This window comes from Hymenobacter glaciei (assembly GCF_039539585.1).
In the GTDB taxonomy this organism is placed as follows: domain Bacteria; phylum Bacteroidota; class Bacteroidia; order Cytophagales; family Hymenobacteraceae; genus Hymenobacter; species Hymenobacter glaciei.
Window position 1 is genome coordinate 268,356 of sequence record NZ_BAABDK010000010.1, and the last position, 23,634, is coordinate 291,989.

Genomic DNA, 23,634 nt, shown 5'->3' on the forward strand with positions numbered 1-23,634 from the left:
GCCGGCTGTGGGGCTGGCCGAGGAAAATTGCGCCATCTGCTCTTATCGCCGCCGTATGACGAATGCTGAACTGAGAGCTGAGCTAGCCCGGCAGCAGGCCGAGAACCAGGCCTTGCGGGCGCAAGCAGCCGCGCTGAGTGCCGTCTCTGGCGCTTTGCCTTTCGCTGTGGAAGGGTTGCTGGGCTACCTATTGGAGGACGAGTACACGGCGGTGGTGCTGGCCGATGCCGACCAGCGGGTTCAGTGGGTCAATAAAGGCTTTACCAGGATGTGCGGGCTGGAGCTGGCCGAAGTGCTCGGGCAAAAGCCTGAGTCCTTTTTGCGGGCCCACCTGTGCGACGAGCCGATGCTGGAATACATTCAGGAGAGCATCCGGCGGGGGCAGCCATTTCAGTACGAGGTGACAAATCCGCACCGGGGGGCCAACAGCTGGCTGCGGGTGACCGTGCGACCAGTGCTGGAGGCCAATACTGGTAACGTGAGCTTTCTGGGCCTGCTCGAAGACGTGACCGAGTGGAAGCAGGAGCAACTGGCCTACGCCGAAAGCGAGCGGCGCTTCCGCAACCTCGCCGAGAACGTGCCCGGTGTGCTCTATGAATGGCGCAGATTTCACAGCGGCGCGTATCAGTTCGACTACGTCAGCCCCAAAGTGCTGGAGTTATTTGGCATCCGCCCCGAAGAATTGAGCCGGATGACCGACTTCATCCACCCCGATGAGTTGGAAGGATTTCTGCAAAACATGGACTATGCCACCCGTCACTACGCCTCGTGGACGTACGAGGGGCGCGTAGTGGTGCCCGGCCAGCCGGTGCGGTGGATGCAGGGCAAGGCCAGCGTGACCGGCACCGGCCCGGACTGGGTGAAGTACAGCGGAATTCTACTTGATATTACGCCTGTGAAGCTGGCCGAAAGTGCCCTGCGCGAAAGCAACCTGCGTTTGGGCCTGGCCATGGAAGGCTTCGGCGATGGTGCCTGGGAGCTCAATCTGCACACGCACGAAGTCTTGTTTTCGTTGGAATACAAGGCCATGCTGGGCTATGACAACGAAAGCTTCCCAAATGAATATGAGCGCTGGGTGGCCCACGTGCACCCCGACGACCTCGCCCGGGTGCGAGAGGCGGTGCGGGCCTACGTGCAGGGCAAAACCGCTACGGCCGTCGCCGAATACCGCATCCGGTGCCGTAACGGTAGCTACAAGTGGGTGCTGAGCCGGGCCATTATCTCGGGCCACGACACGGCCGGTCAGCCGCTGTTGCTGAGCGGCCTACAGAGCGATATATCGGCCCTGAAGCAGGCCCGGGAAGACTTGGATGCGTCTACCCAGCAGCTGGCTACGGTTATCGGCAACTTTCGGGAAGGGCTGGTGCTGGAAGATGAAAACCGGCACATCGTCTTCACCAACGAAGCATTTGCCCAGTTGCTGCCCATGCCTGCCCCGCTGGCACCGCCCACCGGCCAGGACGGGGCCTGGCTGACGCAGCATACCCGCCCATACGTTCAGAATCCCAACCGGTACCAGGCCCGCATTACGGCGCTGCTGCACCGGCGGCAACCGGTTACCGGCGACGTAATCGCCCTGTGCGACGGGCGCACGCTGCAACGCGACTACACGCCCATTTTCGACGGCGCGCGCTACATCGGGCAATTGTGGAAATTCGCCGATATTACGGCTCGTACCCGTGCCGAGGATGCCTTAAAGCGCCGCGAGGAAAAATACCGCGGCATTATCGAAAACATGTCGCTCGGACTGGTAGAGGCCGATTTGGAAGACCATTTGCTGTATGCCAACCAGAGCTTCTGCGAGATGACCGGCTTTTGCAACGAAGAGCTCCAGGGGCAGCGACTGTCGCCGCTGCTGCTGAGCGGCGACGACCTGGCCCTGGTAGAAAGCAAGATGCAATCGCGCCAGGAGGGAGTGGCCGATTCCTACGAAATCAAGGTCACTACTAAAACTGGTCAGCCCAAGTGGCTGCTGGTAAGCGGTGCTCCGCTCTACGATGGTCAGCATCGGCACGTAGGCTCTATTGGTATTTACCTCGACGTGACTCCCCAGAAGCAGCTGGAGGGCAGCCTGCGCGAGGCCAAGGCCGTGGCCGAAACCAGTACCCAGGCCAAGCAACGCTTCCTGACCAACATGAGCCACGAAATCCGGACGCCCATGAATGCCATTTTGGGTATGAGCCACTTGCTGGAAAAAACCACGCTCGACGCTACTCAGGCCAGCTACCTGCACGCCATCGCGGCCTCGGCCGATACGCTGCTGGTTGTCATCAACGACATTCTGGACTCGGCGAAGATTGAAGCAGGCCGCCTCTCTGTCGAGCACATCGGTTTCGACCCCGTGGGCCTGTGCCAGCAGGTGGAAAAAACCCTGCGCTACCGGGCCGAAGAAAAAGGCCTGCTCTTCGAAACCCTCCTCGACCCAACGCTCCCCGCCGTGTTGTTCAGCGACCCGCACCGCATCGCCCAGGTACTGCTCAACCTGACTGGCAACGCCATTAAATTCACCGAGGAGGGCCATGTCCGCCTGATTTGCACGCTGCTGGGCCAGCCCGCGCCGCACGAAGCGCTGGTTGAATTTGTGGTGGAGGATTCCGGTGTGGGCATTGAAGCCGATTATCTGGAACAGATTTTTGAAGAGTTTAGCCAAGAAGATTCGTCCGTGAGCAGGCAGTTTGGGGGCACCGGTCTGGGCCTGAGCATTAGCCAGAAGCTGGTGGCGCTGCTCGGCGGCCATCTCCAACTCGAAAGCCGCAAGCACAAGGGTACCCGCAGCCGGTTCACCCTGCGGCTTGCCGTGGGCCACCCGCAGTCGCTCGCCCAAAAGCAGTGCGACAACCTTGACTACCTGCACCAGGCTCTGCACGGCAAGCGTCTGCTGTTGGTTGAAGACAACGTTTTCAACCGCCTGCTGGCCACTGTTTTTCTGAATAATGCCGGCATTGAAGTGCACGAAGCTGCCAACGGCCAGGTAGCCGTAGAAATGGCCCGTACTCATCGCTACGATTTGATTCTGATGGACGTGCAGATGCCCGTGCAAAACGGGTATCAGGCTACTGCCCAAATGCGGCAAAGCCTGGGCCTGGCCACGCCCATTGTGGCCCTCACGGCCAATGCCATTGTGGGGGAGCGCGGCAAATGCCTGGCGGCTGGCATGAACGACTACCTGACCAAACCCTTCGAGGAAATAACGTTGCTGAAGATGGTGCACCAGTGGGTGGTCGGGGCCCAACCGGACCAAGCAGCGGCACCCATCAACTAGCGGTTCACCAGCCGCAGGGCGCCTTCGCTGTAGCGGGCGCCCGCTACCGGGTGTGCCACCAGCAGCTGCTGCAGTTGCTGCAGGTCGGTTGGGTGCAGCATCACCGCAGCTGCAGCCGCGTTTTCTTCGAGGTATTTGGAGCGTTTGGTGCCCGGAATAGGGAGCAGGCGGGCATCCTGCGCCAGCAGCCAGGCCAGGGCCAGTTGCGCGGGTGTGCAGTTTTTAGCTGCTGCCATTTCGTGCAGGCCCGCCAGCAGCGGGGCGTTGGCCGCGCGGTTGTCATCGTCGAAGCGGGGCATGCTGCGACGCAAGTCCTGTGCTGCCAGCTGCGGCCCGGCCGTTGTAAGCAGGCCGCGGCCTAATGGCGAAAACGCTACCAAACTCACGCCCAATTCGCGGCACGCTGGCAAAATTTCGGCCTCTACATCGCGGGTAAACAGCGAATATTCCGATTGGAGCGCTGAAATGGGGTGCGTGGCCGCCGCCCGACGCAGCGAAGCAGCCGACGCTTCCGAAATACCCAAAAAGCGCACTTTTCCGGCCTGCACCAGCGCCGCCATTGCGCCCACCATTTCCTCCACGGGCACGGTCGGGTCGATGCGGTGAGCGTAATACAAATCGATTACCTCCACGCCCAACCGACGAAGGCTGGCGTCGCAAGCAGCAGCAATGCGCTCGGGGCGCACGTCGAGTGCGGTACCGCCCTGCCCATCGGCTACAAAGCCGAACTTGGTGGCCAGGAATACTTCGGGGCGGTGCGCTTGCAGCACTGGCCGCAAAAACTCCTCGTTGGCCCCAAACCCATACACGTCGGCCGTGTCCCAGAACGTCACGCCCAGCTCCAGGGCCCGGTGTAGCGTGGTGGCAGCTTCGCGGGCGTCGCTAGGGCCATAGGCATAGTCCGAGGCCATCGACATGCAGCCCAGGCCAAGGGCTGAAACCTGCTGGCCGGTACGGCCAAGTTCTCGGGTCATCATCGGTTGAGGAAAAAGGGGGAAAGAGGCAAGCGGGCACCCAACGAAGCAGATTCTGAGCACCCTGCCCCGCCAAGCACCCCAGCCGTACTGTTCTGCAGCCGTTGGTGCCGCCTTAAGCGTGCCAGATAACTGTATCAGGCAAGCAGGTTGCTCTGCTAGTGGCCGTCGCGGCCATGGACCTGAGCCGGCGGAGAAGTAGCTTCCACCGCCGAAAAAGCTTCCAGAACCTTATAGGTGTGCTCGGCTCCCTGCGGCACCACCCAGGAGTTTCCGGCTTCCAGAACAACCACCTGGCCGGCCAGGTGCAGCTCGGCGCGGCCAGCCAGCACATAGCCTACGGTTTCGTAAGGCCGGGCAACGGGCGCTTTGGCCTCGCCGGGCTGCTCGTTTTCCCACAAGCGCATGGCCACGTGCTTGCCCGAAGCCAGGTATTTTTCGCCTTCGGCTCCTTTGGGCGAGTAGCGCGAATCTATTTTGATGAGGGTGGTATCCGACATAACACAGAAGAAAATAAAATGAGAAGGGGAAATGCGTACCTTTTGCTCTGGCAGCAGCCCGCCGGCTATGGCAGGAGGGTGGCTGGGTTAACGGCGTCGTCGTGGTTGGCGTTGCCTTGGCCAGCCCAAAACCTTCGGCTTCCCGGCCGGTTTACTGCCCCCTGTTATTCCTCCGCTTTTTTCTGCTATCGTGTCTTCCGAAACCCTCACTTTTGCCGAGCAGCTGGCCCACGCCCACGCCACAGTGCCCGATGCCCTGCCCGGTGCGGCCTTCTGCGCCCTTGCCGACGGCATCCTGGCCCTGCTGTTTCCGCAGCGGGCCGAGCGGCCCTTGCCCAGCGCTGATGCCGTAGCCGCCGAACTCCACCACTTCCGGGCCGAGCTGGCTGTGCTCCTCAACCAAGTGCCCAACCTGCCCGCGCCTCCTTCGGTGCTGGCCAACGAGTTTGCTGCCCAGCTGCCGGCCTTGCGGGCTGCACTGCAGCGCGATGCCAGTGCTATTCTGGCCAGCGACCCCGCCGCTCAGGGCTTGGGCGAAATCGTGAGCACGTACCCGGGCTTCTACGCCACAGCCCTTTACCGGGTAGCGCATGCGCTGTACGTGCGCGGCCTGCCGCGCCTGCCGCGCCTGCTTAGCGAGTACGCGCATCAGCGCACCGGCATCGATATTCACCCGGGCGCCCACATCGGAGCTGCTTTCTGCATCGACCACGGCACTGGCATTGTTATCGGCGAAAGCGCCGTGATTGGCGCCAACGTGCAGATATATCAGGGCGTCACGCTTGGCGCAATGAGCGTAACCAAGGGCTTGCAGGGTACCAAGCGCCACCCCACCATCGAAGACCACGTGGTGGTATACGCCGGGGCTACCATCCTGGGCGGCAGCACCGTTATTGGCGCGCACAGCATCATTGGCGGCAACGTGTGGCTTACCGAAAGCGTACCCTCGCACTCGCGCGTGTATCACCGCGCCCACATCAATATTTCCCGTAGCCTCGACCCCTCGGCCGAACTGGTGTTTTCGATTTAGAAATCTGGGTACTTGGGTATTGGGAAGGTAGCTTTTTCAGGAGTTCAGCTTCTGTTCCAGGAGTCAGCCCTCCTTTCCCCCATTTTCCTGATTTTCCAGGCTCTCCTGTTTTCATCAAAAGCCAAGTGCTACGTTTTCAAGACCTTAAGTCTCCACGTTTTCAAGTCCCCAACACTTATGAAAGCCAATTCCATTCTCGATACCATTGGCAACACGCCGTTGGTTCGCCTCAATCGTTTATTTGCTACTACCCGCCCCGATGTGGAAGTGTGGGTGAAGCTGGAGCGCGCCAACCCCGGCGGCTCCATCAAGGACCGCATTGCCCTGAGCATGGTGGAACAGGCCGAGCGCGACGGCATTCTTAACCAGGGAAGTATGATTGTAGAACCCACCTCCGGCAATACCGGCGTGGGCCTGGCTCTGGTAGCCGCCGTGAAAGGGTACAAGCTAACCCTGGTAATGCCCGAAAGCATGAGCATCGAGCGCCGCCGCCTTATGGCGGCCTACGGGGCCAACCTCGAGCTCACGCCCCGCGAAAAAGGCATGAAGGGTGCCATCGAAAAAGCGCAGGAAATTGTGGCCAACACGCCCGGTGCCTGGATGCCCATGCAGTTCTCGAACCCCGCCAACCCGCGCATCCATGCCGAAACCACGGCCCAGGAAATCATGCGTGACGCGCCCGAAGGCTTCGACTTCCACATCACCGGCGTAGGCACCGGCGGCCACATTACCGCCGTGACGCAAATTCTCAAGCCGCATTTCCCCGCCTTGCTGACTTTTGCCGTCGAGCCCGAGGCTTCGCCCGTCATCAGTGGTGGTGCGCCGGGACCGCACCCCATCCAGGGCATTGGTGCCGGTTTCATTCCCGACAACCTGCACGTTGATGTCCTCGACGGCACCATTCAGGTAGGCCAGGCCGAGGCCTATGAGATGACCCGCCGCGCTGCCCGCGAGGAAGGCATATTTGTTGGGGTATCATCGGGAGCTTCCCTGGCGGCCATCGCCAAAAAGCTGCCCGACATGCCCCAGGGTAGCCGCGTGCTCACGTTCTGCTACGACACCGGCGAGCGGTATTTGTCGGTCGAAGGCCTGTTCGTATAGTGTAAAAGCCGCAAAGGCCGGGTGTTCCGAAATCTCATTTCGGAACACCCGGCCTTTGCGGCTTTTTGGATAAACAAAAAGCCCGTTCGGAGAACCGAACGGGCTTTTATCTTCATTCACACCTTCAGTGGAGAATATCGGAGTCGAACCGATGACCTCTTGCATGCCATGCAAGCGCTCTAGCCAGCTGAGCTAATCCCCCTGAGTTGTTGTTTACCGCCGTGCCAGTTGCGCTTTGGTTCGACAAAAGTACGGCCATTTATTGCGCTGGCAAACAATACGCGCACTTTTTTTGCTGATTGTGCGCAAACATCAAACAATCAGCCACAAAAAAGCGGGCAGGAATTGCTTCCTGCCCGCTTCCTGGGGCTACCCTAAGCAGAAATGCTTAGTTGAAGATGTAGCGTATGCCGAGTTGCATCTGCCAGCGCGAATCCAGACCGGTTACGTTGTCGCGGAACGAGTTATTCAGCGGCACGCCTGGAGTAGCGATGGTACCAGGTGTTGCGCCGTTGCCGGGAGTTACCACCGGGGCCGTCAGGTAAGGGAACGTAAAGACAGGGCGGGTTTGGGCATCGTAGCCCTGAAACGCGAGCAACGCCGAGTTGCGGTTGGCGAATTGACCGCGACCCCAGTTGCTGTTCAGCAGGTTGCCAACGTTGAAGATGTCGAGCGACAATTGCAACGTATTGCGGTTTTTACCAATGTTGGTGAAAATGTCTTGAATCACTTTCATGTCAACTTGGTGCTGCCAGGGGTTTTGGGCACCGTTACGCTCCATGTATTCGCCGCGGTGCTTGCTCAAGTAATCATCTTGATTGATATAAGCGTCGAGGGCCGCGTACTGTTCGTCGGCGGTATAGGTGCCGATGCGAGCAGGCGTGCCGGCACCGTTGGCGCGGGTGTCGTTGATGGCAATGTCGAGCAGCTGAATTTCACCGCGGTTGCGGGGAATGTAAATCAGGTCGTTCGATTGGCCGTCGCCATTCATGTCGCCGCTGTAGAGGTAGCTGAAGCGACCCTGAGGGGAGCCTACATAGAAAGCCGAGATGGTGGTACCAAAGTGGTCGAAGTATTCGTGGCGGTACGAGAGCACCCCAATCACGCGGTGTTGCGATAGGTAGCTGGAGTAGCTCAGAGCAGTAGCGTTCGGGTCGCCGCTTACCGAACGGTCACGCCAGATGTTCGTCGGAGTCGAACCACCGTCGTTTACCGAGCGCGAATCGGTGTAGGTGTAGGCCAAGCTACCAAACAAACCGTTGGCAAAGCTTTTCTGCAATTGGGCGGTGATAGAGTACTGATAGCCTTTGTCCGTGTTTTTCATCAGGATGGCATCCGTGATGTTCGGAGCCGCCGCCGAGTTCAGGGGGCGGGCAGCAGTTCCTACCAAGCCATAGATGCGGTTGTTGGCCGTGCGGGTTACGAGGCCCGTAGTGGCATTGGGAGCACCGCTAAAGGTGTAGAAGATAGGGCGATTATCCGGTCCGGCAGCCCGGCCTACGGCGTTGGGCAGGTTCACGTTTTCAAAAGCAAGGGCATTCAAGTCCTTGGTGTACAGTGCTTCGAGGGTACCAATTACACCGCCGAACAGTTCCTGGTCGATGGCGATGTTGGTCCGCCAAACCTGCGGAAACTGGAAGTTGCGGTCCGTTACAGCTAGGTTGTAACCCGTCGCAGCGGTAGCGCCCGTTGTGGGGCGGTACTGGTCAACATTGGAGCTGAAAGGGAAGGCTGAAGTGACGCTGCTGGCCAAGTTGGGGTTGCCGCTGGGCGTGGCATCGAGGCTACCAAACAGGACGCCGTTGTTGCTGGCCTGGTTCGAAATCAGCACAAAAGGAATACGGCCAGTGAAGATGCCCGTGCCGCCGCGCACCTGCGTCTTGCGGTCGTCGTTCACATCCCAGTTCACACCAATACGGGGCGAAAACAACACCTTGGTTTTGGGTACGCGGCTGAGGTCGATGCGCTGGCCGTCACGGAAAGTCAGGCCAGGGATAGTCGTACCATCAGCGAGAGTGCCGCCGCTCACGTATACGTTCTTCGTCAAGTTTTCACTGATAATTGGCAAGTCGCCGCGGATGCCGACGGTAACTTTCAGGTTCTGGCGGGGGGACCACTCATCTTGCAGGTACAAGCCGTACTGCTGCGCATTCACGTACGCGAATGGAATTTGGCCGCTGCCGTCGGCTGCGTACTGCAAGCGGTACAAAGCAGGGTTTTCGCGGCCGGGGCTGATGTTATCTGTTGTATTATAAGCTTTGTACGTGCCGTTGCTGCGGTCATAAGAAAAACCGTTGGCGTTGTAAAAATCTTCAAGTGAGCTGAAACGGTACAAGCCGTTGTAGTTCGGCGCGAAGCCGTTCTTGAACTTGTAAAATTCGTTGTAGGTACCAATGGTCACGTTGTGCTTACCTAGATAAGCCGTGAAGTTGTCACCAACCTGGTACACATCGGTATCGAGCAGGTTGCCGGCCGTGAAGGGCTCGTAGCCAAACGAGGTGAGCGTAGCCGAAGGAGCCGAAAAAGCCGGGTTCGGGTTACCTGCGGTTGGGAAAGCCGTCAGGCCCACATTGGTGCCGATGTCAACCAGCGGGAACACCGACGAGAAGGTCGAGCGGAAGTCACGGAAAGCCGAGTAGCCAGCCGTGAGGTTGTTTGAGAATTTGCCCCCTCCCAGCGTCGAGTTCAGTTCGGCGATGATTGAGCTAAGGTTGTTGTTGATGGTGTAGTAGGCCGACTGGAACGGAAGACCAAACTGGCTTTGCGAGCGGGTACCGATGGCACCGCTAGCGCTTGGAGGAATATCAGCGAACGATTTTAGGTAGTTGTACTTGATGTTGAAGCGGTGGTCGTTGTTGATGTTCCAGTCCAGACGCGCGGTGATTTTGTCGCTGTTTTGACGCAACACGTAATCCTGGTAAGCACCGGGGTTGTAATTGAACTGCTGCTGAAGGAAGTTGGACAATGCGTTGAGGTCCTGGGCAGTAGCAGCAGAAGTGGTGGGGGTAGGCGTTTCTCCAGCAACCGTTGCGCGGTAGTTGCCGCCGGGAGGAGCGTTGCGCAACTCGCGCTCGGCGTTCATGAAGAAAAACAGCTTGTCCTTGATAATGGGCCCGCCAAAGCGGAAGCCGAAATTCTTCAGGTTAAAGTTCGGGTAGTCCGACGTTACATCGCCTACTTTGCTGCCCACCAGCTTTTGGTCGCGGTAAAATCCGTAGATGGAACCCGAGAATGTGTTCGTACCGCTACGGGTTACGGCATTGATGCTGGCGCCAGTGAACGAACCTTGACGTACGTCAAACGGCGCTATGCTCACCTGAATCTGGTCGATAGCGTCAATCGAAATGGGCTGCGCACCAGCCTGACCACCTACTGTGCCCGAGAGGCCAAAGGAGTTGTTGAAAATAGCCCCGTCGATGGTGATGTTGTTGAAGCCGGTATTACGGCCGCCGAAGCTGTTACCGTTGGCTTGAGGCGTTAGACGGGTGAAGTCGGCGAAAGAGCGGTTCAGAGTAGGCAGGCGCTCAATCGTTTCGCGTTGAATGGTCGTTTGGGCACCGGTGTGGTCGGCATTCATTACCGGGTCGCGGCGGCCGCTCACCGTTACTTCCGTCAACTCAGTAGAGTTGTCGTTCAGCTGCTGGTCGAAGCGCAGGTTCTGGCCCAGGCTAAGGCTAATGCCCTCACGCACCAGGTCCTTGTAACCTACGAACGTTACCTTAATCGTGTAGGGACCACCTACGCGCATGTTCTGGATGTTGAAGCGACCCTCCGAGTTGGTGGGCGTTACGTATTGCGTGTTCGTAGGAGTATGCACGGCAATCACCGTCGCTCCGGGTAGGCCCGCGCCGGTTTTGTCGGAAATAATCCCGCTCATGGCAGCCGTCGTGGCACCCTGCGACCAACCCAGTCGGGCGGTGAAGAGCATCATCGCCAGCAACACAAAATGGCGTAAAAATGAGTTGTTCATAAAAAAAAGTTTGGTGGAAACAGTGGGCTTTAAAGTAAAAGAGGGCAGTAGGGAAAAGCGGGGTAAAGGTACGAACAAGGGGAAAAAGCCAATATTACGGCAAATTTACCATTTTTAAGAAACAAAAAGGGTAAGTTGTGGTCCAAAAAAGAAATTTGGACCGCATTATTACAGCTTGGGGCGTACAGCTCTGATAAACCGACTCAAATAATAGTCTGACTCTAAGCTGTTCTCGACAACGCCAAGTGAGGTAGAGGCATGAATAAAATCTATGCCCTCGTCATCGGCCACGGTTACGAGGCCCACGTGCGTAATTGTACGACTGCCGGGTGAGGCTCCGAAAAAAACCAGGTCGCCGGGCCGCAGCTCGGTCGATTTCACGGGGTCGCCCCATACCGCCTGCTCATTGGAAGAGCGCGGAATAGTTACCCCGGCCTCGCTGAAAGACAATTGCAGCAGCCCCGAGCAGTCCAGGCCCAGGCGCGTGGTGCCGCCGTACAAGTAAGGCGTGCCCTGGTAGGAGCGGGCAGTCTCAATCACCGAGGCCAGCGTGCCGGTAGCATTGCCCACGCGTGCAGGGCGCTTGGCTACCACCTTGATTTTGGCTCCGCTGGGGCTTACGCCTACGACTTTGGTTTTGCCCACCGGCCGCACGCGGCCGCCCTTTTTGAGGCGCACCATTTCGCGGGCCGAGCGGTACTGGCCGTCGCGATAATTTAGCTTGCGGTGGCAGCCGGCCAGCAAAAGCAAAGCCAGTAGCAGCGGTAGTATCTTCGTTGTCACCCTCCCCATCGGCCGCAAAGATAGTTTGCGCGGCCTTTTCGTTTTGCCGCTTATGAATTTTAACGAATTAACCCCCGAATTATTGGTTGACTTCGAGGCCATTGTGGGGCCTGCGCATGTACTCACGGCTCAGCGCGCCGAAGCGGCCGCTACCGCCGATGCCTATGCCGACTACGGCCGCGACCATACCGAGGACTTTCACTTTGCGCCCGATGTGGTGCTACGGCCCGGCTCCGCTGAGGAAATTGGCGCCATTATGCGCCTCTGCCACGAGCATCACCTGCCCGTAACGCCGCGCGGAGCGGGTACCGGCCTTAGCGGCGGGGCGTTGCCCATTCACCACGGAGTGGTGCTGAGCACCGAGCGACTCAATAAGATTCTGGAAATCGACGAGCGCAACCTGCAGGCGACCGTGGAACCGGGGGTTATCAACGAAGTCTTCCAAAATGCGGTGAAGGAAGTGGGCCTGTTTTATCCGCCCGACCCAGCCAGCAAGGGCAGCTGCTCGCTGGGCGGCAACCTTGCCCATAGCAGCGGCGGCCCCAAGGCGGTGAAATACGGTACCACAAAAGACTATGTGCTGAACCTCCAAGTGGTGCTGCCCACCGGCGATGTTATCTGGACGGCGGCCAACACGTTGAAAAATTCCACCGGCTACAACCTGACGCAGCTCATGGTGGGCTCGGAAGGCACCCTCGGCATTATTACCAAAGTGGTGTTTCGGCTATTGCCCTTTCCGCAGCACAATATTCTGATGCTGGTGCCCTTCCGCCGCGAAGAGCAGGCGGCAGAGGCGGTGTCGGCCGTGTTCCGGGCGGGCATCATTCCATCGGGCATGGAGTTTATGGAGCGCGAAGCCATTGCCTGGTCGTCTGATTACCTCAAAATTCCGCTCGCGCTGCCCGAAGACATCAAAGCCCACCTGCTCATCGAGCTCGATGGCCAGGACCTCGACCACCTTTACAAGGAAGCCGAGCAAGTGTACAGCGTGCTGGAACAGTACGACGTGGACGAAATTCTGCTGGCCGACACCGCTGGCCAGAAAGACGACCTGTGGAAAATTCGCCGCAACATTGGCAATTCGGTGCGCTACAACTCGGTGTATAAGGAGGAAGACACCGTAGTGCCCCGCGCCGAACTGCCCACGTTGCTGAAGGGGGTGAAAGAAATTGGCGCCCGCTACGGCTTCAAAAGCGTGTGCTACGGCCACGCCGGCGACGGTAACCTGCACGTCAACATTATCCGCGGCGACTTCGACGACGAGATGTGGAACGTGGGCCTGCGCCAGCCCATCACCGAAATTTTTGAGTTGTGCGTGAGGCTCGGCGGTACCATTTCGGGCGAGCACGGCATCGGCCTGGTGCAAAAAGGCTACATCGGCATCGCGTTGAAAGAAGCCAACCTCAACCTGATGCGGGGCATCAAGCAGGTCTTCGACCCGCACGGGATTCTGAATCCGGGCAAGATTTTTTAGCTGCCAACACGAGTACCGCATCGCGCAATGCGGTACTCGTGTTGGCAGCGTAGCAATTACATATTACAGCACAAAAACCTTTTTCACTGAAAAGCCCCGACACTGCGCAGTGTCGGGGCTTTTCAGTGAAAAAGGTTTGTCACAGTTCAAGGTTAGTTGCTATAAACAGACAGGTTGCCGCGCTTCGTTAGGAAGACAAGCTATGCTACACTGTCACTGTCGGCAAAAACTTCGGTGCCATGCGCTTGTGCGTGGCCTGCTCGTAAGCATAGCCCAGTGCCAGCAGCCGGCCTTCCTGGTAGGCCGGACCCACAAACGACAAGCCTACCGGTAGCCCCAGCACCTGGCCCATGGGCACGGTAAGGTGCGGGTAGCCGGCCATAGCGGCTGGCGAGGAGAAGTCGACGCCCGTCGAGTAGTCGCCGTTCACCCAATCGATGCACCAGGCCGGGCCGGTAGTCACGCCCACGATGGCAGCCAGTTGGTGCTTTTTCAGCAGGCCATCAATGGCCTGGCGGGCACCGGTTACAGTTTTTTGCACAGCAGCTTTGTATTTGGGATTGCCAAGTCCATCGGTGGCTTCGGATCGAATCAGGGTTTCCTGCCCGAAGAAGGGCATGGCTTCGGCAGCATGCTCCTTATTATAGGCGATGACATCGGTCAGGTTCTTCACGCCGGCCCCAGCGGTGCTGAGATACTTATTCACGCCCTCTTTGAATTCGTAGAGCAGCACGTCGAATTCGGCCTCGCCAAGTGGGTTCACCAGCTTGTTTAGCTCTATTTCTACAATGGTGGCGCCCTGGGCTTTCAGGGCCGCTATGGCTTCTTTCAGCAGCGCGGCCACCGCGGGCGGGCCGTTGAGGTGGGCTTTCTCGACACCCAGGCGCTGGCCTTTCAAGGCATCGGCTTTCAGGAAAGTAGCGTAGTCGGAAGGAGTGCCGGCCGGAATGGGCAGCCGGGCCGGGTCGGCCGGGTCGGGGCCTTGTAGCGCACCCAGCAGCAGGGCTGCGTCGCGCACGGTGCGGGCCATGGGGCCGGCTGTATCCTGCGTGCTCGAAATGGGGATAATGCCGCTGCGGCTGAGCAGGCCCACCGTGGGCTTGAGGCCTACCAGCCCGTTGCACGAGGCGGGCGACACCACCGAGCCGTCCGTTTCGGTGCCAATGGCCACGGCGCAGAGGTTGGCCGCCGCCGCCGCGCCCGACCCGGAGCTGCTGCCGCTGGTGCTGCGGTCCAGCGCATACGGGTTGCGGCTCTGGCGGCCGCGGCTGCTCCAGCCGCTCACCGAGTGCGACGAGCGGAAGTTGGCCCACTCGCTCAGGTTGGTTTTGCCGAGCAGCACCGCGCCGGCGGCTCGCAGCTTTTTCAGAATGAATGCATCCTGCTTGGCCTTGTGGCCCGCCAGGGCCGAGGCCCCGGCGGTGGTCATCATCTGGTCCCCGCTGTCGATGTTGTCCTTTATGAGGACTGGAATGCCGTGCAGCGGGCCCCGCACCTTGCCAGCCTTGCGTTCCTGGTCGAGGCCATCGGCAATGGTGAGGGCATCGGGGTTGGTTTCGATGACGGCGCGCAGCATCGGGCCGGCTTCGTTGAGGGCCTTGATGCGGGCCAGGTATTTCTCGGTTAGGCTGCGGGCGGTGTCGGTGCCTTTCGCCATGCGGTCCTGCAGGTCGGCGATGGTCAGCTCATGCAGCTCAAAGTTGTCGGCTGCGCCGGAGCCGGCTGGCTCTGGTGTCACCGAACCCCCGGCTGCGGCATCGGCTGCCGGCTTATCGGTGGTGGTTTGGCAAGCCACGGCGGGCAGCAGAGCCGCAGTGAGGGCTACGCGGGTGCTTTGATTCAGGAAAAGACGACGGTCCATGAGTAAAAAAGGAGAGGGGAGACGTGGCACAAGTGCCGGCTAGCAATGATACGGCCCAGCAGGACACGAATCGGCACGCTGCGGCCAACAACATTATGCCCACTAAGCATGCAAAAAGCCGATTTCTCGGAGGAAATCGGCTTTTATATAGCATTCTGTCTTGCGAGACGAATAATCTTCAGCTAGTTCTGCAGGCCCTTCAGCTTCTCTTCGCTGCCGTAGGGTGCCCCAGCTCTGATATCACCCTTCAGGCCGCCGTGGTCGGTGGTAGAAGGAGCTCCGGTTAGGCCATCGGTGGGCACTGCACCCGCTTCGGCGGCTCCACCGGTTGGGTCCGAAGTAGCACCACCCGTTATTTCGGCCGTTTTGGCCACGTAGCGACGCTTAGCTTCGTCCTCGGCCACGCCCTTAAACTGGTTCCACGAGTCCCACTGGGCCTGCGAGAGGCCAGCGGGGCCGTCGGCTTTGTCGGCGGCCGAGGCGTCTACCTCGTCGCTTTGCATGTTCACGTCGCCTTCGGTTGCCTGCTTGAAGAGGCCGTAAAGCTCGGTCATGTGCTTGGCAGCCACGTCGCCGGGCAGGTTGTTTACTTTATCGGCTGCAGCCTGAAATTGCGCATTAAGGTCCATGACAATCAAAAAAATAGGATGAGAGGTGAAGCAGAGGAAAGCCTGTCGGCCACCGTATAGGGGCGAAAGGCAATGAAAATCAGGTAAGCGGCCGGGCCATGGTTGGTTGAACCAGTGCCGGGCCGGCACTGTGTCAATACCCCGAGGATGGGCTTTAGGTTGCGGGGTCGTACTTTTGCGGGCGACTATGTGTGGAATAACCGGAGTATTTGCCTTTACCGAAACAGGACGCCAGTCGCTGGCCAACCTGCAGGCGTCGACTGACGCCATCATTCGCCGCGGTCCCGATTCGGAGGGCCACTTCGTGTACGACCAGTGCGGGCTGGGCTTCCGCCGCCTGGCCATTCTCGACCTCTCGGCCGACGGCAACCAGCCGATGACCGACGAGTCGGGCCGCTACACCATCGTATTCAACGGCGAAATCTTCAACTACCGCGAGCTGCGCGAAAAGCTGATAAAGCGGGGCTGCAAGTTTCATTCGCAGACCGATACCGAGGTTATTCTTCAGCTTTATATCACCGAAGGCCGCAGCTTTATCAAAAAGCTCAACGGCTTTTTCGGCTTTGCGATTTACGACAAGGAGGAAAACTCCCTGCTGATTGCCCGCGACCGTTACGGTGTGAAGCCCCTGCTCATCTACCGCGACGAAGACCGGCTGTTTTTCGCTTCCGAAATGAAGTCGATGATGGCGCTGGGCGTGCCGCGCAAAATCGACTTTGTGGCCCTGAGCCAGTACCTGCAGCTGAACTACATCCCCGGCCCCGCCAGCATTTTTAAGGGCGTGAAGAAGCTGCTGCCGGGCCATTACCTTTACATTAAAGAGGGGAAAGTGGTGGGCAAGGCCTGGTACAAGATTCCCTACGACCCCAAAAAGGTCGCCAAAAACAAGCTCACCTACGAGCAGCAGCAGAAAAAGCTGGTCGAGCTGATGGACGGCGCCGTGCAGCGCCGCCTAGTAGCCGACGTGCCGTTGGGCTGCTTCCTCAGCGGTGGCATCGACTCCAGCGTCATTGCCGCGCTGGCCTCGCGCCATACCCCGCACCTGAGCACGTTCAGCATTGGCTTCAAAGACGAGCCGTTCTTCGACGAGACCAAGTACGCCAACCTCGTGGCCGAGCGCCACAAGACCAACCACACCGTTTTTTCGCTGAGCAACGACGACCTCTACGAGCACATCCACAGCATGCTGGACTACCTAGACGAGCCGTTTGCCGATTCCTCGGCCCTGGCCGTGTACATCCTCAGCCAGCGCACCCGCCAAAAAGTAACCGTGGCCCTGAGCGGCGACGGCGCCGACGAAATGTTTGGCGGCTACAACAAGCACATGGGCGAGTTCAAGGTGCGGCAGGGCGGCGTGAAGGCCGAAGCCGTCACGGCCCTGGGTTTTGTGTGGGACGCGCTGCCCAAGTCGCGCAACGGCTTTTTTGGCAACCGCATCCGGCAGCTCCAGCGCTTCTCGCGCGGCATGACGGCCGGCGTAAAAGACCGGTACTGGGACTGGGCCAGCTTCGCCTCGGCCACCGACGCGCGCAACCTGCTCAGCGCCGAAAGCCGCCGCAAAGTGGGCAAAAAGGCGGCTGTGAAGCGCCGTAAGGACATCCTGGAGCACCTGCACTCCGACGGCGACCTCAACGAGGTGCTGCTAACGGACATGAGCTTGGTGCTGCCGTACGACATGCTCACCAAAGTTGATTTGATGAGCATGGCCAACTCGCTGGAAGTGCGCACACCCTTTCTCGACTACAAAGTGGTCAACTTCGCTTTCTCGCTGCCCGTGAGCAGCAAGGTTGATGCGAACATGAAAAAGCGCATCGTGCAGGATGCCTTCCGCTCCGAGCTGCCCGTCGAACTCTACGACCGCCCCAAACACGGCTTCGAAGTGCCCCTATTGAAGTGGATGCGCGGCGAATTACGCTCACTCATCGAGAATGATTTGCTGCGCGACGAGTTCATCGAAGCCCAGGGCATTTTCGACGTAGATGCCATTCGCGCGCTTAAAGCCCAGCTATTTTCGCGCAGCCCCGGCGACGTGCACGCCCGCATCTGGGGCCTCATCGTGTTCCAGACTTGGTGGAAGCAGTACATGGCCAACGAGACCCGTCCTGCCGTGAAAGCCGCTCCTAAACGGGCGAGCTAAAGCAGTTTCTTAACCAGTCGTTTCTTTTCGAAATACCTTATTCATGAAAATCGCAGTAGTAGGCACCGGCTATGTCGGATTAGTAACCGGAACGTGCTTTGCCGAAGTTGGCATTGAGGTTACGTGCATCGACATCGACCAAAAAAAGATTGACAATCTGCACAAGGGCATTTTGCCGATTTACGAGCCGGGCCTCGAAGAAATGGTGACCCGCAACGTGGAGAAAGGCCGCCTGCAGTTCTCCACCAACCTAAGCGAGGCCATTAAGGGTTGCGACGTGGCTTTTATCGCGGTGGGCACCCCGCCCGGTGAAGACGGCTCGGCCGACCTGAAATACGTGCTGGCCGTGGCCCGTGGCATTGGCGAGCACATGAGCAGCTACGGCGTGATTGTGACCAAAAGCACGGTGCCCGTGGGTACCGCCGCCAAAGTGCGCGCCGAAATTGAAAAAGCGCTGGCTAAACGCGGTGAGGATATCGAGTTCGACGTGGCTTCCAACCCTGAATTCCTGAAGGAAGGGGCCGCCATCGACGACTTTCTCAAGCCCGACCGCATCGTGGTAGGGATTTCTTCGGAACGTGCCGAGGATGTGATGACCAAGCTCTACAAGCCCTTCTTGCTGAACGGCCACCCGATTATCTTCATGGATATTCCGTCGGCGGAGATGACGAAATACGCGGCTAACTCGATGCTGGCCACGAAAATCAGCTTTATGAACGACATCGCCAACCTGTGCGAAATCATGGGTGCCGATGTGAACATGGTGCGCCGCGGCATTGGCTCCGATGCCCGCATTGGTACCAAGTTCATCTACCCGGGCATTGGCTACGGCGGCTCCTGTTTCCCGAAGGACGTGAAGGCGCTCATCAAAACGGCCCAGGAAAACGGCTACGACATGCAGGTACTGCGCGCCGTAGAAAGCGTGAACGAGGACCAGAAATCGGTGCTCTTCGACAAGGTGAGCAAGCACTTTGGCGGCCAGCTGAAAGGGTTGAAAATTGCCCTTTGGGGCCTGTCCTTTAAGCCGAAAACCGACGACATGCGCGAGGCTCCCTCGCTGGTTATCATCGAGAAGCTACTAGCCGCTGGCTGCACCGTGACAGCTTACGACCCCGTTGCGATGAAGGAGGCTGAGCACACGCTGGGTAACTCCATTACTTACGCTAAGGACGAATTCGATGCCCTCATCGACGCCGACGCGCTGCTTATTGTGACGGAATGGCCCGAATTCCGCGTGCCTAATTTTTCGGTAATGAGCCGCTTAATGAAGCAGAAAGCCATTTTCGACGGCCGCAACATCTACGACGCCAAGGAGTTGAAGGAATTGGGCTTTGTTTACTACTGTATCGGCATCAAAACCGACCACAAGGAGCCCGCCTAATAACAAAACTGTCATCCTAAGCGCATTGAAGGACCTTATCATGGCTGCGCTCTTCAGGATTACTATTTACCCGAGCCGAGCGGACGTGATAGGGTCCTTCGCTATGCTCAGGATGACAAGAAGAATATATGACCGACAATACCACCGATAAAAAACGCGTCCTCATTACCGGCGGCGCCGGTTTTCTGGGCTCGCATCTCTGCGACCGGTTCCTGAAAGAAGGCTACCACGTCGTCGCCATGGACAACCTGATTACGGGTTCGCTTCAGAACATCGAGCACCTGTTTGGCCGGCCCGATTTCGAGTTTCATCAGGCCGATGTGAGCAAATTCGTGTTCGTGCCCGGCAAGCTCGATTACATCCTGCACTTCGCCTCGCCGGCCTCGCCGATTGACTACCTCAAAATTCCGATTCAGACCCTGAAGGTGGGTTCGCTCGGCACGCACAACCTGCTGGGCCTGGCGCGGGTGAAAGGGGCTCGCATGCTGATTGCCAGCACCTCGGAGGTATACGGCGACCCCGAAATTCACCCCCAGGTGGAGGAGTATTATGGCAACGTAAACCCCGTGGGTCCTCGTGGCTGCTACGACGAGGCCAAGCGCTTCCAGGAGGCGATTACCATGGCCTACCACAACCACCACGGCCTGGAAACCCGCATCATCCGCATCTTCAACACCTACGGCCCGCGCATGCGCCTCAACGACGGCCGCGTGTTGCCGGCTTTCCTCTCGCAGGCCCTGCGCGGCGAGAACCTGACGGTGTTCGGCGACGGCTCGCAAACCCGCTCGTTTTGCTACGTGGACGACCTCGTGGAAGGCATTTACCGCCTGCTGCTAAGCGACTACCATATGCCGGTGAACATCGGCAATCCCGACGAAATCACCATCAAAGAGTTCGGCGAGGAAATTGCGCGCCTCACCGGCGTCGAGTTCCAGCCTACTTACCAGGCCCTGCCCGAAAACGACCCCATGAAGCGCCGTCCGGACATCACGAAGGCCAAGGAAATTCTGGGCTGGGAGCCAAAGGTGGACCGGGCCGAAGGCCTGCGTCGCACGCTGGAATACTTCAAGGAACACGTGAAATAAGCAGCAATTCGATGACCGACTATCCGGCGCCACACCTGATTCATTTTCCGAAACTGGGCGCACCGGATATTGGGTACATTTCGGTTTGCGACCCTCTGCAAAACCCGCTGCCCTTCGTGGTGCAGCGGGTTTTCTGGACTTATTACACCCCCGAAAGCATTGTGCGGGGGCGCCACGCTCACCACCGCACCGAGCAGGTGCTGGTAGCTGTGGCTGGCCGCCTCACGGTCATTACTGAACTAGCTACGGGCGAGCTGCAAACCTTCCGGTTGGAGCATCCCAACGAAGGGTTGTACGTGCCGCCAAATGCCTGGCATACCATCCAGCATTCGCACACGGCGGTGCAACTGGTACTAGCATCGGGGCCATTCGATGAGGTGGATTACATTCGCGATTACGACGAATTCCGGCAGCAATGGGCACTCCGGAACTAGGCCAGCTTGTGGTGGCCCGCGCGGCAGCATTGGCATTCCACTCGCCCTACCACTTTTTGCGGCAATTCCCAGCTGCTGACCAGCAGCGCTTGTTCGGTACCGGGCTGGCCCTTGCCTGGCAGGAGCAGGTCGGTGCTGAGTTGCTGCCAACTAAGGAGGTGACGTGGCTGTTGCGGGCGCTTGCCTGGGATTCCGCCTACTTCGGTACGCCTACGTATCGCCTGTTCACCGGCCTGTTTGCGGAAGCGACAACCCCAGCTGCAATAAAGCAGGCGGCGGAAGTGTTACGCCAGCAGATGTCGCAGCGCCACGCTGCCTTTTACTGCTTTGCCCAAGTGCCCGCCGAAGATGTGGCCCTGTTGCAGGGCCTGACGGGGGGCGGCTGGCGGCTAATTGAAACCCGGTTGACGTACTACCACGACCAGCTTGCCGGATTCGAGTGTACGCCACCTCCCGTACGCCTGGCTGCGCCAGCCGAGGCCGCGCACCTGGGCCGCGTAGCGGCGGCGGCCCGCAATCCCTACGACCGGTTTCATGCCGACCCGTGGTATGGCCAGGCAAGAGCCGATGCTTACTTGGCCCGCTACGCCGAAAACACCCTGACTGGCCCGCAGCTGGCGGCTGCCGTGCTAGTGCCCGATGTAGTGCCGGAAGAAGTTGATGCCTTCTTGGCCATCAGCGACTTGTGGGAGGATTCGGCCGCGCTGGGAAAGCCGCTTTCGCGGGTATTGCTTACGGCAGTAGGGGAGACCCAGCGGGGATGGCACGCCCGGTTGTTGGCGGCTACACTGCTGCGGGCCAGGCAGTTGGAGCACACCGCCGTGGTCATGACTACGCAGGCCACCAACCGCGCCGTATTGCGCAATGCCGAAAAGCTGGGCTTCCGCCTCGGGGCTACCACGCACGTGCTGGCATGCCACGGCGGTTAACTTTGCCGCATGCAGCTGCCTTTTTTGTCGTTGGAACCCCAGCATGCCCCGTTGCGGGCTGAGTTGACTGCCGCCTTTACACGGGTGCACGACTCGTATTGGTACGTGCTGGGAGAAGAGGTGCGGCAATTCGAGCTGGAATATGCGGCCTGGAACCAGGTGCCGTACGCGGTGGGCCTAGCCAACGGTCTTGATGCGCTGGTGCTGGCCCTGCGCGCGCTGAACGTAGGGCCGGGCGACGAGGTAATCGTGCCTTCCAATACCTATATCGCCACCTGGCTGGCCGTAACGCAGGTCGGCGCAACGTTGGTACCCGTCGAGCCCGACCCGGCCACCAGTAACCTCGACCCGGCTGCCGTTGCGGCCGCCATCACGCCCCGCACCCGGGCCATTATTCCGGTGCATTTGTACGGGCAGGCCTGCTGCATGCCGGCCATTATGGCTTTGGCTGCGCAGTATGGGCTGTATGTAGTGGAGGACAATGCCCAAGCGCACGGCGCAGCCTTCGACGGGCAGCTAACGGGCAGCTTCGGCCACCTCAACGCGACTAGCTTTTACCCCGGCAAAAACCTGGGAGCCCTCGGCGACGCCGGGGCCCTCACAACGGCCAGCGAAGCCCTGGCCCGGCGCGTGCAGGTGCTGCGCAACTACGGCTCGGCCCAGAAATACCACAACGAGGAAATCGGCTACAACTCCCGGCTCGACGAGCTGCAGGCGGCACTGCTACGCGTGAAGCTGCCGCACTTGGCTACTTGGACAGTCCAGCGCCAGCAGCTTGCCGCCTGGTACCACCAGCACCTGAGCGGTATTGACGGCTTGCGGCTACCACAAACGGCTTCGGGCGCCACCCACGTATACCACCTCTACGTGGTGCACCATAGCAGGCGCGGGGCCCTGCAGCAACACCTTGCGGCGCAGGGCATCGGCACCTTGGTGCATTATCCTGTGCCGCCCTACCGCCAGCCCGCCTATCAAGGCTTGCAGTTGCCTGCCAGTGGCTTCCCCATTGCCGAAGAGCTGGCCGCCACCTGCCTGAGCCTGCCGCTGTGGCCGGGCATGACGGAAGAGCAGGTAGCAGCCGTGGCAGCCGCCATTCGGGCCTTTAGGGCTTAATATTGTGGCTATGCCCAAGCTCTCCGTCATCATTCCCTGCTACTACAACGAGGCCAACATCCCCGTAACGGTGCGCGAGCTGGTGACCAACGAAGCCCAGTTTCCGGCCGAGGTTAGCTTCGAGTACGTCTGCGTGAACGATGGCTCAGGCGACGATACCTTAGGGGCGCTGCGGCGGGCGCAGGCCGAGTACCCCGGCCGCATCCGCATTGTGGATTTGGCTGGCAATGTGGGGTCCTACAATGCCATTGTGGCCGGCATGGCCCACGCCACCGGCGACTGCCTAGCCGTTATTACCGCCGATTTGCAGGACCCTCCCGAACTGCTGCCCCAGATGTACGCGCATTGGCAACAAGGCTTTAAGCTCGTCATCGGCAATCGCCAGAACCGCGAAGAAACCGGCCTGAATGCACTGTTGGCCCAGCTGTTTCATTGGCTGATGCGAAAGCTGGCCCTGCAAAATATTCCGCCCGGCGGGTTCGACTTCGTGTTTTTTGACCGTCAGGTGGCTACCGAAGTGCTCAAGCTTCACGAGCGCAACTCCAACGTGTTTTACCTGATGGTGTGGCTGGGCTTCGCCTACGTCAACATTCCCTACACCCGTCGCCGGCGCGAAGTGGGCCGCTCGCGCTGGACGCTGAGCAAAAAAGTTAAGCTCTTCATCGACTCGTTGATGGCCTTTTCCTTTGTTCCCATTCGGGCTATTTCGGGGCTGGGCTTGGGGCTGGGCGCCATCGCGCTGCTCTACGGCCTGTATGTCATCCTGCTCAAAATTACCCACCCCAACGAGCCTGCGGGCTGGACTACCTTGATGGTCGTTATGCTCGTTGTTTCTGCTTTTCAAATGATTGCGCTTGGGGTTATTGGCGAGTATGTGTGGCGCGGGCTCGATGCCGCCCGGCAGCGCCCGCTTTACGTGGTGCGCGAGGTATTCGAGCAATAGCAACCTGCGGCAACCGGTAAGCGCTATC

At 59.3% G+C, this 23,634-nt stretch carries 17 protein-coding genes and 1 tRNA gene; 11 read left to right on the plus strand and 7 right to left on the minus strand.

Annotated features, from left to right (window positions below; all coding sequences use genetic code 11):
- The first annotated feature begins 55 nt into the window (after positions 1–55).
- The gene (locus ABD837_RS05920) at positions 56–3,262 is read left to right on the plus strand and encodes a PAS domain S-box protein (RefSeq protein ID WP_345051511.1); all 3,207 of its coding nucleotides are present in this window, start codon (positions 56–58) and stop codon (positions 3,260–3,262) included.
- On the opposite strand, the gene ABD837_RS05925 is transcribed toward ABD837_RS05920, so the two are convergent.
- Complete coding sequence (locus ABD837_RS05925) at positions 3,259–4,239, minus strand: aldo/keto reductase (protein ID WP_345051514.1); 981 nt, start codon at positions 4,237–4,239, stop codon at positions 3,259–3,261. The genes ABD837_RS05920 and ABD837_RS05925 overlap by 4 nt on opposite strands.
- A 155-nt stretch (positions 4,240–4,394) precedes the next feature.
- Positions 4,395–4,736: a cupin domain-containing protein gene (locus ABD837_RS05930; protein ID WP_345051516.1), complete on the minus strand. Its 342-nt coding sequence runs from the start codon at positions 4,734–4,736 to the stop codon at positions 4,395–4,397.
- A gap of 190 nt (positions 4,737–4,926) precedes the next feature.
- Here ABD837_RS05930 and ABD837_RS05935 point away from each other — a divergent pair, with 190 nt between their 5' ends.
- Together ABD837_RS05935 and cysK are read left to right on the plus strand one after the other, a co-directional pair.
- Entirely contained in the window at positions 4,927–5,766 is an 840-nt protein-coding gene (locus tag ABD837_RS05935; RefSeq protein WP_345051519.1) for a serine O-acetyltransferase, read from the plus strand.
- 177 nt (positions 5,767–5,943) lie between these two features.
- Positions 5,944–6,867, plus strand: a complete 924-nt coding sequence (cysK, locus tag ABD837_RS05940) for a cysteine synthase A (protein WP_345051521.1) — start codon at positions 5,944–5,946, stop codon at positions 6,865–6,867.
- Between the two features lie 128 nt (positions 6,868–6,995).
- Here cysK and ABD837_RS05945 read toward each other — a convergent pair.
- From ABD837_RS05945 to ABD837_RS05955, 3 genes are all read right to left on the minus strand, one after another.
- A tRNA-Ala gene (locus ABD837_RS05945) sits at positions 6,996–7,069 on the minus strand.
- A gap of 186 nt (positions 7,070–7,255) precedes the next feature.
- Complete coding sequence (locus tag ABD837_RS05950) at positions 7,256–10,837, minus strand: TonB-dependent receptor (protein WP_345051523.1); 3,582 nt, start codon at positions 10,835–10,837, stop codon at positions 7,256–7,258.
- Between the two features lie 168 nt (positions 10,838–11,005).
- Positions 11,006–11,587 carry a C40 family peptidase gene (locus tag ABD837_RS05955; RefSeq protein ID WP_345051525.1) on the minus strand — a complete coding sequence of 194 codons (582 nt, stop codon included), beginning with the start codon at positions 11,585–11,587 and terminating at the stop codon, positions 11,006–11,008.
- Between the two features lie 85 nt (positions 11,588–11,672).
- Here ABD837_RS05955 and ABD837_RS05960 point away from each other — a divergent pair, with 85 nt between their 5' ends.
- On the plus strand, positions 11,673–13,094 hold the full coding sequence (locus ABD837_RS05960) for an FAD-binding oxidoreductase (RefSeq protein WP_345051528.1): 1,422 nt from the start codon (positions 11,673–11,675) through the stop codon (positions 13,092–13,094).
- Positions 13,095–13,299: 205 nt separating this feature from the next.
- Here ABD837_RS05960 and ABD837_RS05965 read toward each other — a convergent pair whose 3' ends face one another.
- Both ABD837_RS05965 and ABD837_RS05970 read right to left on the minus strand, forming a co-directional pair.
- Positions 13,300–14,955 (minus strand): amidase, encoded by a 1,656-nt coding sequence (locus ABD837_RS05965; protein WP_345051531.1) that lies wholly within the window; start codon positions 14,953–14,955, stop codon positions 13,300–13,302.
- 182 nt (positions 14,956–15,137) lie between these two features.
- Entirely contained in the window at positions 15,138–15,584 is a 447-nt protein-coding gene (locus ABD837_RS05970; protein ID WP_345051534.1) for an acyl-CoA-binding protein, read from the minus strand.
- Positions 15,585–15,771: 187 nt separating this feature from the next.
- Between ABD837_RS05970 and asnB the strand changes: the two genes are divergently transcribed.
- The 7 genes from asnB (at position 15,772) to ABD837_RS06005 (ending at position 23,606) form a co-directional block, all read left to right on the plus strand.
- Positions 15,772–17,721: an asparagine synthase (glutamine-hydrolyzing) gene (gene asnB, locus ABD837_RS05975; RefSeq protein WP_345051537.1), complete on the plus strand. Its 1,950-nt coding sequence runs from the start codon at positions 15,772–15,774 to the stop codon at positions 17,719–17,721.
- 43 nt (positions 17,722–17,764) lie between these two features.
- Positions 17,765–19,102 (plus strand): UDP-glucose dehydrogenase family protein, encoded by a 1,338-nt coding sequence (locus ABD837_RS05980; RefSeq protein WP_345051539.1) that lies wholly within the window; start codon positions 17,765–17,767, stop codon positions 19,100–19,102.
- Positions 19,103–19,230: 128 nt separating this feature from the next.
- Positions 19,231–20,187 carry a UDP-glucuronic acid decarboxylase family protein gene (locus ABD837_RS05985; protein WP_345051542.1) on the plus strand — a complete coding sequence of 319 codons (957 nt, stop codon included), beginning with the start codon at positions 19,231–19,233 and terminating at the stop codon, positions 20,185–20,187.
- 11 nt (positions 20,188–20,198) lie between these two features.
- Complete coding sequence (locus ABD837_RS05990; protein ID WP_345051546.1) at positions 20,199–20,621, plus strand: sugar 3,4-ketoisomerase; 423 nt, start codon at positions 20,199–20,201, stop codon at positions 20,619–20,621.
- A complete protein-coding gene (locus tag ABD837_RS05995) occupies positions 20,603–21,550 on the plus strand; it encodes a GNAT family protein (RefSeq protein WP_345051550.1) in 948 nt (315 codons plus the stop codon). Before ABD837_RS05990 ends, ABD837_RS05995 begins: the two co-directional genes overlap by 19 nt.
- 9 nt (positions 21,551–21,559) lie before the next feature.
- Entirely contained in the window at positions 21,560–22,663 is a 1,104-nt protein-coding gene (locus tag ABD837_RS06000; RefSeq protein ID WP_345051552.1) for a DegT/DnrJ/EryC1/StrS family aminotransferase, read from the plus strand.
- Positions 22,664–22,673: 10 nt separating this feature from the next.
- Entirely contained in the window at positions 22,674–23,606 is a 933-nt protein-coding gene (locus tag ABD837_RS06005) for a glycosyltransferase family 2 protein (protein WP_345051554.1), read from the plus strand.
- Positions 23,607–23,634 lie beyond the last annotated feature (28 nt).

Coding starts and splice junctions, on each gene's coding strand:
- ABD837_RS05920 (WP_345051511.1), top strand. CDS start 56: ATGACGAATGCTGAACTGAGAGCTGAGCTAGCCCGGCAGCAGGCCGAG.
- ABD837_RS05925 (WP_345051514.1), bottom strand. CDS start 4,239: ATGATGACCCGAGAACTTGGCCGTACCGGCCAGCAGGTTTCAGCCCTT.
- ABD837_RS05930 (WP_345051516.1), bottom strand. CDS start 4,736: ATGTCGGATACCACCCTCATCAAAATAGATTCGCGCTACTCGCCCAAA.
- cysK (WP_345051521.1), top strand. CDS start 5,944: ATGAAAGCCAATTCCATTCTCGATACCATTGGCAACACGCCGTTGGTT.
- ABD837_RS05950 (WP_345051523.1), bottom strand. CDS start 10,837: ATGAACAACTCATTTTTACGCCATTTTGTGTTGCTGGCGATGATGCTC.
- ABD837_RS05960 (WP_345051528.1), top strand. CDS start 11,673: ATGAATTTTAACGAATTAACCCCCGAATTATTGGTTGACTTCGAGGCC.
- ABD837_RS05965 (WP_345051531.1), bottom strand. CDS start 14,955: ATGGACCGTCGTCTTTTCCTGAATCAAAGCACCCGCGTAGCCCTCACT.
- ABD837_RS05970 (WP_345051534.1), bottom strand. CDS start 15,584: ATGGACCTTAATGCGCAATTTCAGGCTGCAGCCGATAAAGTAAACAAC.
- asnB (WP_345051537.1), top strand. CDS start 15,772: ATGTGTGGAATAACCGGAGTATTTGCCTTTACCGAAACAGGACGCCAG.
- ABD837_RS05980 (WP_345051539.1), top strand. CDS start 17,765: ATGAAAATCGCAGTAGTAGGCACCGGCTATGTCGGATTAGTAACCGGA.
- ABD837_RS05985 (WP_345051542.1), top strand. CDS start 19,231: ATGACCGACAATACCACCGATAAAAAACGCGTCCTCATTACCGGCGGC.
- ABD837_RS05990 (WP_345051546.1), top strand. CDS start 20,199: ATGACCGACTATCCGGCGCCACACCTGATTCATTTTCCGAAACTGGGC.
- ABD837_RS05995 (WP_345051550.1), top strand. CDS start 20,603: ATGGGCACTCCGGAACTAGGCCAGCTTGTGGTGGCCCGCGCGGCAGCA.
- ABD837_RS06000 (WP_345051552.1), top strand. CDS start 21,560: ATGCAGCTGCCTTTTTTGTCGTTGGAACCCCAGCATGCCCCGTTGCGG.
- ABD837_RS06005 (WP_345051554.1), top strand. CDS start 22,674: ATGCCCAAGCTCTCCGTCATCATTCCCTGCTACTACAACGAGGCCAAC.